General features: G+C 46.7%; 10 protein-coding genes. 2 read left to right on the top strand and 8 right to left on the bottom strand.

Annotation, left to right across the window (positions count from 1 at the left end; translation table 11 throughout):
* Nucleotides 1-372 precede the first annotated feature (372 nt).
* The 6 genes from F7D73_RS07625 to F7D73_RS07600 form a co-directional block, all read right to left on the bottom strand.
* On the bottom strand, nt 373-6,183 hold the full coding sequence (locus tag F7D73_RS07625) for a helicase-related protein (RefSeq protein WP_153123623.1): 5,811 nt from the start codon (nt 6,181-6,183) through the stop codon (nt 373-375).
* On the bottom strand, nt 6,170-6,619 hold the full coding sequence (locus F7D73_RS07620) for a DUF1896 domain-containing protein (RefSeq protein WP_153096793.1): 450 nt from the start codon (nt 6,617-6,619) through the stop codon (nt 6,170-6,172). The genes F7D73_RS07625 and F7D73_RS07620 overlap by 14 nt, the downstream gene beginning before the upstream one ends.
* Before the next feature lie 180 nt (nt 6,620-6,799).
* A complete protein-coding gene (locus F7D73_RS07615) occupies nt 6,800-9,028 on the bottom strand; it encodes a type IA DNA topoisomerase (RefSeq protein ID WP_153123620.1) in 2,229 nt (742 codons plus the stop codon).
* A gap of 100 nt (nt 9,029-9,128) precedes the next feature.
* A complete protein-coding gene (locus tag F7D73_RS07610; protein WP_153123618.1) occupies nt 9,129-10,787 on the bottom strand; it encodes a DUF4099 domain-containing protein in 1,659 nt (552 codons plus the stop codon).
* 31 nt (nt 10,788-10,818) lie between these two features.
* Entirely contained in the window at nt 10,819-11,097 is a 279-nt protein-coding gene (locus F7D73_RS07605; protein WP_081978971.1) for a helix-turn-helix domain-containing protein, read from the bottom strand.
* A gap of 77 nt (nt 11,098-11,174) precedes the next feature.
* On the bottom strand, nt 11,175-11,474 hold the full coding sequence (locus F7D73_RS07600) for a helix-turn-helix domain-containing protein (protein ID WP_153123616.1): 300 nt from the start codon (nt 11,472-11,474) through the stop codon (nt 11,175-11,177).
* Nucleotides 11,475-11,715: 241 nt separating this feature from the next.
* Between F7D73_RS07600 and F7D73_RS07595 the strand changes: the two genes are divergently transcribed.
* Together F7D73_RS07595 and F7D73_RS07590 are read left to right on the top strand one after the other, a co-directional pair.
* Nucleotides 11,716-12,003, top strand: coding sequence for a helix-turn-helix domain-containing protein (locus F7D73_RS07595; RefSeq protein ID WP_071122342.1), 288 nt, complete (start codon nt 11,716-11,718; stop codon nt 12,001-12,003).
* Between the two features lie 93 nt (nt 12,004-12,096).
* A complete protein-coding gene (locus F7D73_RS07590; protein WP_153090608.1) occupies nt 12,097-12,429 on the top strand; it encodes a helix-turn-helix domain-containing protein in 333 nt (110 codons plus the stop codon).
* A 106-nt stretch (nt 12,430-12,535) separates the two neighbouring features.
* On the opposite strand, the gene F7D73_RS07585 is transcribed toward F7D73_RS07590, so the two are convergent.
* Together F7D73_RS07585 and F7D73_RS07580 are read right to left on the bottom strand one after the other, a co-directional pair.
* The gene (locus tag F7D73_RS07585) at nt 12,536-12,931 is read right to left on the bottom strand and encodes a hypothetical protein (protein ID WP_153090609.1); all 396 of its coding nucleotides are present in this window, start codon (nt 12,929-12,931) and stop codon (nt 12,536-12,538) included.
* Nucleotides 12,928-14,199 carry a site-specific integrase gene (locus F7D73_RS07580; RefSeq protein WP_153123613.1) on the bottom strand — a complete coding sequence of 424 codons (1,272 nt, stop codon included), beginning with the start codon at nt 14,197-14,199 and terminating at the stop codon, nt 12,928-12,930. The genes F7D73_RS07585 and F7D73_RS07580 overlap by 4 nt, the downstream gene beginning before the upstream one ends.
* Between the last annotated feature and the right edge of the window lie 1,091 nt (nt 14,200-15,290).

The raw sequence follows: 15,290 nt of genomic DNA, 5'->3' as shown, positions 1-15,290 counted from the left end.
ATGTCATGGTTGACTTCACTACACTCAGCACGGCGTAGGCTGCCGACTCGGTTATCATGAAAGAACTCGTCTTACAGCGACAACTGCGGTCTGGCTATACAATCCGACTGCAAAAATACGAAAATTTATTGAGAAAAGACAAGAAATGGCAGAAAATATAAATGTCACGATACAAATTTAAGACTATTTAAGCCTAATTGCTTTAATATCTCAGAAATTTTGTATAAACAAATGCTGTTTTTCATAACTATTTGATATCAAAACGTGAACGAAGAGCTATTTGTGTTTAGATAATTTATACAGTTTTAAGAAAGAGTAGTAGCAAACAAACTCATAATAAGTTTGCTTGCCACTTTTTTATAAATAGAACTATTAAAGACCAATTCGGATCTTCCTTTCTTGTTGTACTATTGTATCAGAGTGGAATTCTCCCGATTTGATTGTATTGTTTTCTGTTTGAGATTTATCACTTATATCCTTTTCTTGAACAGGTGGTGCCAATTCTAACTGTATTTTTCTATCCAACGCCGCCAGTTCCGCTTTAAGACCTTTCAGTTCTTCCTCTTTCTTCCAAGTCTTGCCAGCTATCTCTTCCAGTTGCGGTATTTCCTTTTCCAAAGCCTTGCATCTTGAATCATACTGTTCAATGTACCCTTGTATCTTCTGCAGGGCATTCACAAAGTTGTTTGCCGCAGCTATCGGGTCCGACTTGGCAATGTGACCGTAGTTGTACTGGTACTTGTAATTGCCCTCGACAAAAAAGCGGTTGTCAACAAATGGAAGACCATTCTCGAAACTTGTCTTGCTGACAATCTTGACAGGGAATCCGTAGATTTCTCCAATCCGCTTGTATTGTCCGCCAGTTGTCTCTTTCTCCGCCAACATTTGCAGATGCTTTCCTATAACCTCTAAGTTCGTGGACTCCACACCATCAAGAGTGATGAGGTTGAGGATGTTGCCGTCCTTGTCTTTCCTGGCTTTGCCAATAAACTTGCCGTAGTCCTCGGTCATTCCCTTGAGAGAGGCTTTGTTGTTGCCCAACTCTGCCGTCTTTGACTGCAATTTTGTTTCTGAGTCACGCTTGCCCTTGTTAAACGATTTGCGCTCACCCTCCAGAGAAGCAATCTTCTTCTCCAGCTTCGCCTTGTCAAGCAAGTCGGTATTTCCGGAGAGAATAGCCATATACTCTGAAAAATTCATACCCGATTTCTCATCCATTGCTCCCTCGTCAATGGTTCTCGCTCCCAAGGCTCCGCTTTTCAACTGCGAGATAAAAGTCTGCTTGCAGTGCAGGAGGTTGAACTTGTACGAGTCAAGCGACTTTTCCACCGCATAAATAATGACATCCACCTTGTTGTCGGCATACAGCTTGGCAATCTCGTTGCCGGCACGAACTCCACGACCATTGCGTTGTTCAAGATCTGATGGACGCCAGGGCGTATCACAATGATGAATCGCCACACACCGTTTTTGTGCGTTTACACCTGTACCCAACATGGATGTGGAGCCGAACAATACTCGTACCGAACCCTCGTTCATGGCTGCTATCACCGCCTTTCTTGCCCTCTCGTTCTTGCACTCCTGAATGAAGCGGATTTCAGACGACGGTATGCCGTAATCCTCTATCAGCTTGCGCTTGATTTCTGAATACACGTTCCATTCCCCAGGTCTGTATGTGCCAAGATCTGAGAATACGAACTGCGTGCCCTTGTAATTGTCATAGCGTTTGTAATAGTCAGCTATCATCTTCGCACAATGGCTCGCCTTGTTGTCGGGATGATCCTCACAAGTCGGGTCTATCATGCGCATATCGAGAGCCATCTTTCGTGCATAGTCTGTGGCTATGAGCATCTTTGCCTTCTCTTCCGTTTCCGACAGTGGCAGTCTGCCGAGGATGGTGGCATCGCCCGTCTTGGCAAACTCCATCAGCTTTTGGATGAAGTCCTCCTGCTCGGGTGTCGGTGGTATGTTATGAAGAATCTCGTTCTTCTCCGGTCTGTCCACGCCAACCGCCTCCGCCGTGCGATAGTCAGTTATCTCGTTGTAGAAGGCAGCAAGTTCAGGCACTTTGATGAAGTATCTGAAACGCTCCTTCTGTACGATGTTGTTGGTGACGTTAAACTCGAAGTCGGTAGTTTTCTTGGCGAAGATTGCCGCCCACGCATCGAAACAGCGGATGTCCTGACGCTCCAGTTCCTTGGGGCGCAGGTACTTGAAGAGCAGATACAACTCTGTCAGTGAGTTGCTGATAGTTGTTCCCGACAGGAATGTCGCTCCCAGATCTCTGCCTGTCCGCTCCTGTATGGTACGGATGGCAAAGAGCATATTGAGTGCCTTTTGGCTTCCCTCGCTGTTGCCGAGTCCTGCTACACGGTCGTGACGGGTATTGAACATAAGATTCTTGAACTGGTGGCTCTCGTCCACAAACAAGTGGTCGATGCCCATCATGCGGAAGTCCACCACATCATCGGTGCGCTGCTCGATGCTGTAGGCTATCTTCTGCAACTTCACCTCCAGATTCTGCTTTCTCTTTTCCAAGCCTTTGAGCATTCCCCTCGACACGTCTTTGCCCTGCGTGCGTATCACTTCCAAGTTTTCCTCCACGGTATCAAGCTCAGCCTGCAATATCTGCCGTTGGAGTTCTGGCGATTGCGGTATCTTCCCGAACTGGTCGTGCGACATGATTACACAGTCATAGTCGTTGTTCTTGATGTTGTTGAAGAAACTGACACGGTTCTTGGTGGAAAAGTCCTTCTCCGAGGCATAGAGTATCCTCGCATGGGGATAAGCTGTCTGATAGGTGGCAGCTATCTCCGCGACATTGGCTTTCAGTCCGATAATCATCGGCTTGTGAGCCATACCGAGACGTTTCATCTCATGCGCAGCCATGCACATGATGAGGGTTTTGCCAGTTCCCACCTCATGGTCACATATCCCGCCGCCGTTCTGCAAAAGCATCCATACACAGTCCTTCTGACTTGGGTACACACTCTTGACACCATACTTTCCGCCAAGGGCTTTCAGATCCAAACCGGGGAAGGTCTGGTGAGAACCGTCATACTTCGGACGCACGAAGCAGTTGAACTTCCGGTTGTACATCGTGGTCAAGCGTTCCTTAAAGGAGTCAGACTGCTCCTCCAGCCATTCAGAGAACCCGTTGCGGATTTCGTCAATCTTGGCATTGGCAAGCTGTATGCCCTCGCTGTCACGCACCTTGATGTCGTTGCCGTGTTCATCCTCACCGATGCTCTTCATCATGTCGGGACAAGTGTTGTGCAGGGCATGTTTCAGAAGACTCATACCGTCGTAGTGGCGGTAATATCCCTTCACCATATACTCATCCGTGATGGCCATGGTCTTCATACTGCATTTTGCTGAATATTCGTCCATGCTGTCGGAATAGACGATGCTGACCTGTGTATTGAAGAGGTGGCTCATGTAAGCGGAATACACACCTGTAGGTATCCAACGCTCACCGAAGTTGAAGTCCAGGTCCTCAAAGGCTATCGGTTCGGGAATGCTTGCCTTCAAGGCTTCCAACGACTCTCTAACGATTGCATGATCGGGATTTTCCTTCAGCCATTCTTCTATACGCTCCGCTTTCTCTATGACATTGCCAGCAATGAAGCGGTCGGCTATCTCGTAGCCGTCTATGAGTGGATTGTAATAGATGCGCCCTTTAAGTGCTTCCGTCAGTTCCTGTTCCGGCATATCCGATAATTCAGTCATATACGGCAAGTCGATACGACCGAACTTGTTGAGTGAGGCGGTGAGCGCTTCCTCTGGAGAATCAACATGACTGACCTCGTCAAGCGAAAAAGAGACCGGGTGGTCGAAGATATCTGACTTTGTGAACTGTCCGTTTTCTACCCGTTCCAACGACAGCATGTCGCGCCCTGAGGCATCCATAAGGATGAACTTCACGTTCTGCTTGGCATTGAGGTTGCCGAAGCGGATGAAGAAAGCGTCATAATAGACATTCAGGCTCTCACGCATCTGCTTGTTTTCAGTCTGTTCTTCCGCTTCATAGGTGTAAAGTTTCTGATAGGCATCACGGAGGGCGATATACAAGACCGCCTTTTCTTTCTGCTCCATATTCAGATTCAACGGCATGAAGGTAGCACCATACTTGGTAAGGTCTTTTAATACACCGATGTTTCTGGCAGAGTCGAACACCATAGAACCCTCACGATGAAAACTTTCCAGTTTCTCATCAAATGGACGGGGCTTCATAGCATCCTCTTTCTTCCTTGCCAGCTCTTCCCGCTTTCTTTCTTGCTCTTTTTGTTTTTCCCGCTCATGATCTGTTTCTTTCAATGTGCTCTGAGTCTTGGAATCTTCTTTTGCCTCATTCCCTTTCGACTGTCCATTCCCGATTTGAACTTTGAGAACTTCTATCGGTTCCATCGGCGGCTTGAACTTCGGATCAAGCGTATCTTCAACGCCCAGAGCCTTGAGTTGTTCCTGACGGTGCAGTTCCGCCTTTTGGCGCAGCAGCACCCTGTCTTCGGGAGCCATGGTCATCATCATCTCGTAAAAGCCGTTGATTGGCGGATTCTCTTCCCAAGAGATGCTTGCGTATGGATCATCCCCAGGCAGGATTGGTTTTGTCTCCAGTGTTGTTTCCTGCTCTTTTGCATCTGTCAACGAAGGCTTTTCTTCTTTTTCCACAGGCTTTGCCTCTACTTCAAAAGTCGGATTGACGCTTTTTACCAACGGACTTGCTTTCTTCCTTGACACTTTCTTGGCGGCAGCACCCACTGTTACCTCTGCTTTCTTCTTTGTAGCATGGACAGTCAGACGGTTTTCTTCTTCCATTCCCCAAAGGTCAAACAGAGTCATTTGGACTGGTGGCTGCTGATGATTGGACTTTTGGGATAGCTCAGCATCATCAGTAGGCTTTTCCTGCTTTTGCAAGGATACTACCGTATCGTTCTGCTTTTCCTCAATGGAAGGCTTTATCTTCTCTGTTTTTTCTATCTTTTCTGTTTCTTCAACCTCCTTAACTTCCTCAGCCTTTGTTTCCTCTATCCCCAAGTATCGGTTCAAATTGAGGTTCTTCTTAAAGTCTTCATGGAGCATCTTTCGCAAATCCTCTGCAATGCCTTCCACACCATCCTCATGCGTGTATATCATTGCAGGTTTGCCGAACGGGTCAGTATCCAACTTTGCTGTTGAATGGATAATGCGTTCCGGATGCTCCAGAAAGTAGTTGTTTGTCGGAATGCGGTTCTCGTCATTATAGACGGTATCAAGCAGGTTGTCGTCTCCTCGCAGCGACTCCTTTTGGGTATTTTTCTGCAGAATGATGAGGTCACTGCCCACTTCCGTATTGGCATTTTCCGTGAACAGGTTGTTGGGAAGACGAATCGCTGACACGAGATCTGCATGATAGAGCATCATAAAACGCGCGGCACTGTTGTTTTTGGCATTCAATACGCCTTGTGAGGTGATGAAGGCAACCAACCCGCCGTCCCTTACCGTATCAAGAGCCTTGACAAAGAAGTAGTTGTGTATGCGTCTGGTAACAAGTGCCCTCATGCCTTTCATGGCTGTATAAGACGGATCAAATACGGCAACATCGCCAAAGGGAATATTTGAGATGGCGAGGTCGAAGTAGTCATTGAAAGGCTTTTCTATCTTCTCGAATCCCTCTATGCGCACTTTCTGCTCCGGGTGCAGATGGCGGAGTATCTTTCCCGTAAGCAGGTCTTTTTCAAACGCCATAATGTCTGCCTTGGGATTGTTATCCAAGACGGAATCGACAAAGGCTCCGATACCTGCCGAGGGTTCAAGCACCTTTTCGGGGATAATCTGATGCTCTTTCAACACATCCGTCAGAACCTCCGTAACGGCTGACGGCGTGTAGAATGCCGTAAGGACGGACTGTTTCAGACTGTCCATCAACTGTTTGTACTCGCTTTCATTCTTGCTGTTTTCACGGATAAGTCTATGCAGCTCCACTGTTGGAGCAAACAATTCAAGGTCTGACTTTGCCCAATGGACGGCATCCGCCAGTTCCCTGGCAGGGTTCAGGATGCACTTCAATCCTCCGAATCCGCAGTAACGCTCCAGAAGGAGACGCTCACGGGCGGTCGGCGTGCGCTGTTCCCTGTCAAGGATGAATGCCGTCTCTATCGCCTTGATGTTGTCGTTCAGCCGTTGTTTTCTATTGTACGCCATTTGACTCTATGAAAATGGCTACGGCTCCCGTCAACTCTGTGTAGAGCTGGTCGTAGTCCGGTGACTGGGCAAAATCGTCATCGGTGAGGTTGTAAATGGAATACACGTTATCAACCAAAGGCAGGAGGTTCTTGACAAACGCTTCCTGGTCTTCTACTGCTACCTCCAGGGGAAACTCACTGTCAACAACATCGTACAGGATGCTGTACTTGGAAAAGCGGAGACCTTTCAGCAATGCTGACATGGCAAGCTCTTGTGCCGCATCGGCAAAGAGGGCATCACGCCGTGCCTGCTCATATACCTCTGCGGCATGATCTGCACGTTCGCGGATAAAGTCCGCATCGCTGGCTTGTGGAAAACGGTTCTCTCTGAGATGGTTCAAGAGGTACAGTCCGTAATAGGACAACTCTGTCTGTGCCTGTTTCTTTCTGTTCATCTGTCTGTTGAATGGATTAAGTGGTGAATAATAAACCGTGGATGGCGGTTGGTGTTTGTGTGAAAGCAAGAAAAAGGCACTCGGTATCCCTCCGAGTGCCGCCACTTAATCCACAGTAAATAAAAGCATCCTAAATAAAGACACCATTTATGAACCATGTTTCGGTGGCAAAGGTACAAACTATTTCTTGTATCTCTTCACATTTCCTCGCTTTTCTGCTGTTTTGCGCTCTGCAAAGACGAATTTCGTGTTGAAATTCTCGTCAAAGGCTATGGCTGCGGAGAAAGGTTTGCCTTGCTTGCTGGTGAAACCATTGAGCGTTCTGGTCTTGCCCTTGGTAAGCAAGTCGGTGATGTCGGCATCAGTGAGCAACTTTCCTGCTACCTGCTTGAACACTGGCATACCGCACTCCTTGTTGCTGCATCTTACTACCTTTCCGAAGAACTGCATGGTACCTTGCTTGCATTTAGGACACTGGCAGCCGGAATCCTTGTGGCTGAAAAGTCTGTCACAACCTAACAATTCCGCAGTGATTTCACGGGTATAGCCTTCGATACTATGGGTGAACCCGTCTGCACTTGCTTCACCTCGTTCAATCTTGGCAAGTTCCGCCTCCCATTTGCCCGTCATCTCCACATTGGCAATCGCCATGTTCTTCACCACGGAATGCAGGGCGAGACCTTTTTCCGTCGGCACAAGTTTCTTCTGCTGACGCACCATATACTCTCGTTTGAGCAGGGTTTCGATGATGGCGGCACGTGTGGCAGGTGTGCCAATACCGCAGTCCTTCATTGCCTGGCGCATCGTATCATCTTCTATCTCTTTGCCTGCAGTTTGCGTTCCGCCAAATCCGGCTGCACTCGGCAAATCCAAACAAGTTTGGATCTGCTCTCGCTTGCACGGATTTTCCATTGCTGCAAGCAATGTGGATTCCGTATGCAATGGCTTTGGTTTGGTCTTGCCCTCCGTGATGGTGCAGCCAGAAAGAGTGATATGCTGTCCTTCTTGCCAGTTGGGAATGACTTGCTCCTTGACCTCATTGTCGGTTGCGTCTGCATCCTTGTCCTGCCTTTTGTTCTTTTCCTTGAGCGGCAACGCTCGCCAGCCAGTCTGTCGGATGATGGAGCCACTGATGCCAAACTCAACTTCATGATCCACTTGCGCCGATACTGATGTGATGTCCTTGATGCAGTCTGCCGAGAACGCTTCTATCATCCGGCACAATATCATGTCATAAACAATCTTCTCGTCCTTGAAAAGACCAATGGCGGCATTTTCTGTGATGAGCAGGGCATGGTGATCGGTCACCTTGGCGGCATTCACGCTGTTCTTGCTGTAGTCCTCATTGCCAGGCAAGAGTTTCACTTTTTCTCCATATTCCGAATGATTCTCCAGATTCTTGAAGAGTTTGGGAAGGGTGGCAAATACATCATCCGAGATATAGCGGCTTGATGTTCTTGGATAGGTGATGAACTTTGCCTCGTAGAGTTTCTGGGCGATGGAGAGTGTATGCTCTGCCGTGAAGCCATGCTGGGAGTTGGCTTCTTTCTGCAAGGTGGTGAGGTCGTAAAGGAGCGGTGCCTTCTCCACCTTTCGCTTGGTTGTGACCTTTGTGATGATGGCAGAGCCGGTATCTTTCACCTTATTATATATGTCGGTTGCGGTGGCTTTGTCTGTCCAGCGGTTGACTGATGTGAACTTCAGTATATTGCCACAGTCTGCATCAACCACACCGAAGTGTACCTGCCAGAACGGTTTCGACTCGAAACGCTTGTTTTCCCAATAGCGTTCGCACACCATACCAAGGGTCGGAGTTTGCACACGACCTACGGAATAGGTGCCACGTCCTGCGGCTATAGTAAGGGCTTGTGTGCCATTGATGCCGACGAGCCAGTCTGCCTCACTTCGTGCCTTGGCTGCATGATAGAGATTGTCATACTCCTTGCCATCCTTGAGGTTCAGAAGTCCCTCCCGGATGGCGGTGTCCGTAAGCGAACTGATCCAGAGACGGTCGAAAGGTTTCTGGCAACCGAGATACGCATAGAGGTATCGGAAAATCAACTCTCCCTCACGTCCGGCATCGGTTGCTACGATAATGCGCTCACTGCTGTCAAACAGCTTGCCGATAATTTTAATCTGGGCAAGCACACCTGCATCTGCTTTGTAGCCGTTCTCTGTCTTGACTTGTCGGGGAACAAGAACGAACGGGTCGGGAATCACAGGCAGATTCTCTGCATGGAATCCCTTCATGCCGTAGGTTTCTGGCATGGCTGGCTGCACTAAATGTCCGAATGCCCATGTCACATAATAGCCATTGCCCTGCATATAGCCTTCCTCACGCTTGTCAGCTCCCACAATGTGGGCGATTTCCTTGGCTACACTTGGTTTCTCTGCGATGATTGTCTTCATTTTCTGATGTCTTTTTGTGACACCCGCAACCGTGGGATAGACGGTCGCAGATGTCGGTTGTTATGATGGATGATTAACTCTGTGGATCAAGTGGCGGCAACTACATCTTCACGCTTCTTGCCTTTCTCTTTGGCTTCTGTTCCTCGGCGTTCTGTTCCTTCTGCTGCTTTTCGTTCTTTGGCGCAGACTGTCCCGGACTCAGCGGATCCTTGGTGTGCTTGGTCGCCTCATGGGTCTTGCCCTGCTCGTTGACGGCGACTTGTACCTTGTTCTCATTGGTAGGAATCTGTTCCTTTGCCTGTTTGAGGTCTGGATTGTTGCGGTAGGAACGTGGCTGCATCTTGTCGAAGTCGAACTTTACGTAGGCGGTATAGGTACCGCTGCCGTTCTTGTTCGGCACTTCCTTGATCTCGATGGTCTTACCTGCCACATAGTCGTCCTTCTGCTGCTCGGTCAGTTCCTTCTTGAAATAGGTGTTGAGTCGGCGGATAGTTCCATCCTCATTGAGCCAGTGGTTGGGATCTTGCTGCTTCTTCTGACCGCCCGCATCACCTTCTGCCTTCTGCTCCTGCTTGTCAGCGGTCTGCTTCTTGTCTCCATTCTGTTTCTGACCTTGCGCCTGTCTTGTGCTGCCAGGCACGAACTCCACGCCACGCTGTTCCACATTCACCTGCAACAGCGGTGTAAACTTGCGCCCGTTGGCAAGCTCAATCTCCTTGCGAAGCGGAATACCTGAGTAGAGCACTCTCTTGTCGTCCTTGGTAATAGGTGTCTTGCCGATGGTATCGGGTATGCGCACCTTGTTGGTAGGGATGTCAACAATCTCATTGGTGAGACGGTCGATACTGATGAAATGAGGACGCAGCTCACCTGTATTCTTGTCGGGGAAATCCACTACCTTTCCGAGGTTGCCGTTCTGCAACAGGTTCTTCTTGTCCTCTGGAGTAAAGGTATAGCCTTTGTAAGCGACATCGAGTTTTGGCTCGTTGCGCACGAAATGCGGCACGAGTTGCAACTGGTCGTTATCGTCCTTACGGAATGACAGACGGGCCTGTATCTCTATCTGTTCACCGCCGAAGGTCGGCTTCACAATCACAAGCCCCGTCTTGCCGTAGTTGAGCAGGGCTTTCATATCCTTCTCATTCATACTGTTGAAGTCTATGCCATATTTGGCACCAAGTTCCTGCAGGTTCACATCGTTACCACTAATGAGGTTCTGCTTTGCATCCGAGGCGGTCTGCGACTTCTGCCCGATTGCGGTCTGTTCTGGTTTCTGTTCCATGTCGTTCTTTTTTTCGTTGGTTTGTTCAGATGATGCATTCTCTTTTTCTGTGTTAGCTTGCGTCTTGGACGCATCGTCCGATGATGCGGTTTCTTTCGCCTGGCCTTCCGATTGCTTTGCCTCTTTCTCATAATTGGAGGTGTCAACCTTGTGGGCAGAAAGAATCTCCTTGTTAGCCTCCGGATCTTTCAGCAACTCCTTCATCACGCCAAGCAGGTTTTCCACCTGGTCTGCCGCTATGCGATAGAATCCGAATCGGCTTGGCTCCTTGCACTGGCGGAAGAAGTTTCTAAAGAAACTGTCCATCAAGTCACTGTTGCGGTCAAAACGCAGGAAGTCGGACGTGTTCTCCGCCTTGGCGGGTGCTCGCTTCGGTGTGCCGTCTCTGCTGAGTCCGGCGACGACGCTGATCTCGCCCGTCTTTTCGTCACGGACCACCAGCACGTCCTGTTCATCACTTTTTTTCTTTTGTCCCATAATTGTAAATGTTTAATGGTGAATACTTTTGTTATTTGAATTTCTGATGAATGCGAGTCAAGTAATGCTCCACATTCTCTTTCTTGAATTCTTTTACATTATTCTCTACAAACTGCATCACATCCTCTTCCGTGTAGTAGGTTTTCTGCCCCAAACGCTTGTAGGGAAGCACTCCCAGACTGCGATAGCGTTGAAGGGAACGAGGGGAGATTTGAAATAAGAGGCAGAGGTCTTGGTTGTCAAGCAATTTCTCATTGATGGCAGAACTTCCTTTTTGCTCCGTCTCTCGTTCGTGTCTCAACATCAGCATGTCGTAGATGCCGTCTATCTTTTTGTGTAGGTCATGGAGATATAACTCCAGTTTTCTCAATGTTCCATCTTCCATGCTCATGTTTCCTTTGCTATTGTTCGTTCCTCAACCATTCTTTCTATGGCTTCAACTTGGTATCGGCATTGATTGCCAATTTTAATAAAATCAATGCGGTTCTCTGAGCGCATTCGCTGCAAGGTGCGCTTGCTCACACCAAGCATCTTAGCTGCATCGTCATTGGTCAACATCTGCTTCAATCCCTTACCCGTCAAGTTTTCTTGAAATGCCATTTTTGCCAATCGCACGTACTGGACTATTTCTGTCAACTGTTCTGTCAGCTTTTTGAAGGCTGCACTTTCCATTGTTATTACTTCCATTCTAATTCCGTTTGAAATGTTATATAATTCGTTGTTTTTATTTCTCGGCGGCAAAATTAAGCATTTGAGAAATACCCGTTTAACAACTCATTAATGACCCACGTATAATTTTCTTGATTTTTCTTGCCAAGCGGTCGGCAAACCCCAGAAAAGCACTGCCACAGTTATTCATTTTCATTGTTTTTCAACATACACACATTAACTTTGCACCCGAATTTGTTGAACCAATAAAACAGAGAATATGGAAGTAGTAACAATGGAAAAGAAGGCATTCGACTTGATGATGGCAAGATACGATGCCTTGGTAAAGAAAGTTGAGTTGCTGAAGCATAAGGCTAACGGCAAGCGTCTGAACAAATGGCTTACAGGTCATGAGGTCTGCCAGCAGCTTCGCATCAGCCAGCGCACCTTACAAAAACTTCGTGACCGCCGTTTCTTGGGGCATACCCAGATAGGTCGCCAATTCTATTACTGCCCCGAAGAGGTCAAAGCAATCGTTCCGCTTATCGCCAGAATCAAATCGGTATAGCATAAAGCCAAACTCGCCCAAGGCAAAGCCGAAAACTTCACCCTGGGCGAGCCAACACATTTTATATTCACCACTTAATCCAAATTGTAAACAATGAACATGAACCAACTTCTTACGCATGAGAGCAAGTCGATAGACACCGCCATGCAATCCTTGAAGAAAGCCAACAACTGGCTATCCTCATTCATCGAGTCCTACAGCCCACCTTTGGATGGGGAGCGATACCTCACCGACAAGGAACTCTCCGAGCTCCTGAAGCTTAGTCGCCGCACCTTGCAGGAATATCGCAAGCAAGGCATCTTGCCCTACATTATATTATGTGGCAAGACCCTCTATCCGGAATCCGAGATACAAGCACTTCTCACTGGTAATTACCGCAAGCCGATAATCGACGGCACTGTTTCACAAGGGGAGGGTACTGCTTAATAATAGCGAAACAAAAATAGCGTACAGGGTACAACGACAAAAATCGTTCCCCCTGTACGCTATTATATTATAAAGGTGTAGGAATCTTATTAAAAGATGAGAAATTCTAACTTGCACCTCTTGGCATCGTTCCGTTCATCACAATAATCATCGGATACTCGTGTTTTACTTGCTCTGCTTGGCAATCCTTGCGGTTCACAACCTTACTGATAAACCATTGTCTGAACAACAAGGCTTGGTATGTATCCATTTGAAGTGCTATGGCGATAATCACTTCCATATCATAGACATGCGCAGAATATCCATTTTCAAGTTTGATGTATTGAGAATGCTGGAAATCTTTCAGCACACTTTGTTTCCAAATGCGCTTGATGGTATTCTTCACTGCTGTCCCTGTTATATTCAACAGTTCGGCAATCTCCCAAACTGTCATCCACACCTCACCATGATGTGGGGCGTAGATGACTATATCTTCTTGTATTGTTATCACTTGTCGTTTCATACTCTGCCATTTATAGTGTTGGTATTATCGTTGCAAACATTTCCAAACGTGAATTCCTCAATGTTATTTATTTGCTGAGACAACTTTTCCACGTCTTTGCTCAATTTCTCCTTGGTAATTTTGGCATACACCTGAGTTGTCTTTATATCCTTGTGACCAAGCATTGAACTCACGGTTTCTATTGGAACTCCGTTGGAGAGGCAAACCGAGGTTGCGAACGAATGACGGCCCGAATGCCAGGACAGCGGCTTGGTGATACCACATTTCTTTCCCAGTCTTTTGAGCGAATCCATACAACTTTGGTAGTTGGGTACTGGAAACACCCTGCCGTCTTCACACAATCCACGGTATTTTTCCATAATTTGCTTGGGATAATCAAGCAACTTGATGTTGGCTTCCGTTCCAGTCTTCTGTCGATGGATAACGATCCATTCACCTTCATCGAAAAATTCCTTGATGTTCTCTTCCTTCAAGTTGTACAGATCAATGAAAGCGAGACCTGTAAAACAACAGAACAGGAACAAGTCACGCACCATGCTCATCTTCTTTCTTGTGATAGGTGTTTCCATCAACAGGTGAATCTCTTCTTTGCTCAGAAACTCTCTTGTGGTCTCTTCTTCCTTGTACTCATATCGTCTGAATGGGTCTTTTACGAGCCATTCATTATCTATGGCACGGAATACCATTGCACGGAGATTGCGGACAAACACCATCGCAGAGTTTATCTTCAAGTGCTTGTCGGTTCTGAGAAAAGTCTCGTAGTCTGTGATAAAAGGCAGCGATAACTCTTTCAGAGCAATATCCTTCACATGGTAATGCGTCTGCAAGAACTCGCCCACATAGGCACACCCGATTCTATACTTCGTGTATGTACTCAAAGATTTCATGCCAGCCTTATATTGCTTTTCCATTTCATCACGGCTTTGAGAATAGACTTTCATCAGTGTATGGCAACGATACTCCAAGCCAAGAAAGGCGTTCTTCACCTTGTCGGCAGTGACGAAGTTGTCCCTGTCCATAATCTCCTGATAATGCTTACTGATACTCACACGCATCTTGTCCAATTTGCGGTTCACTTCCAAAGCCTGCATACTCTTACCTATCATGCGTCCGCCCTTGGTGTCCCACAAATCTGGATTGGCAGTTGTCTTGCAACTGAACTGCGCCTGTGTTCCGTCCACTGTGATACGTCCCATAACTGGAACTGTACCATCTTTCTTTACTACCTGTCTTTTGAGGTAGAAGATAATTGAAAATGTACTCTTCATAACGTCATTCTTTTTTGCGTTCAAAATTAATACATGAAGAGTCTTTTCTTGCTACGCATTTCACGGCAGAACACGGCAAATTTGGTTCGTAACCAAAAATCTTACGTTACTCATCAGTAACTCACTATAAATCAGAGCGTTCAAATTCAATTCGTAACCTTCCTCATTCTTCCGAACCTCAACATTCACCATTGGGGGTATAGGTTACGGATAGGTAACGTTCCTCTGTCTCATCTTGTCGTATTCCCGTCTTCGTCTGTCCTCGCCACTTTTAACCAAAAAGAGGAAAGTAACTGATAACCAGTAAACTTTCCTCATTCTTCTCTCAAACACTTTTTATATGTACTTTCTCATCACAAAAACTATGACTTAGTTTTTTTAACATAAAGTTCTAAAGCAGCCATAGGAGAATAAGAGAGGTTGGAACGTAAACAGTTGGGAATGAGTAGATTTGCACAAAGTTGCCAAATCGACATAAAGCAAGCGAGTGAGGAATATTGAAGTAGTTCAGTTACTAAATCGTGAGCCACAGTTACCTATGCAAAACAGGTAACGTCACTAACGGTAATTCGCTTGCATCCCATACCACAACTAATCAAGAATACATCGGTAGGGTACAAACACTCGTTTGATGCTTTCATTTCTGTTCTCATAATATAATTTTGTTTGAGCACCTCACGATTAACGCAAAGGTACTTCAAACCATGAAAACAGGTAGCACGAAACCACCATACAGCCATATTATCCACCAAACAGACATCAGGGTACGATGAAGGGTCTATACGCCCACCTATCATCGTGGCATATAGACCCTTGTCGTTTCCCGTGAGGTGCGGGTGAATATGTTTGCTGGGCACCTTATACTCCTGCCCAGCTTAGGAGTTTATCTAATGTTATTACTTTTCAAATTTGATATTTCCACATGTTATGGAGTGGAATATTTTTCCAAGAAATTCTGCCAAAATCTTCAGAATAGCTTAAAATGAGCGATTTATGAGTGTTCCTCCTCAATAGAGGTAATGACTTGGCAATAGTATTAACTTCTACATTCTACATAAGTTTGCCTTGCTTGCCAAACAACTCTTTTCGGA

Source organism: Segatella copri (assembly GCF_009494395.1).
Classification (GTDB): Bacteria; Bacteroidota; Bacteroidia; order Bacteroidales; family Bacteroidaceae; genus Prevotella.
This window is presented reverse-complemented; position numbering and strand designations above follow the sequence as displayed.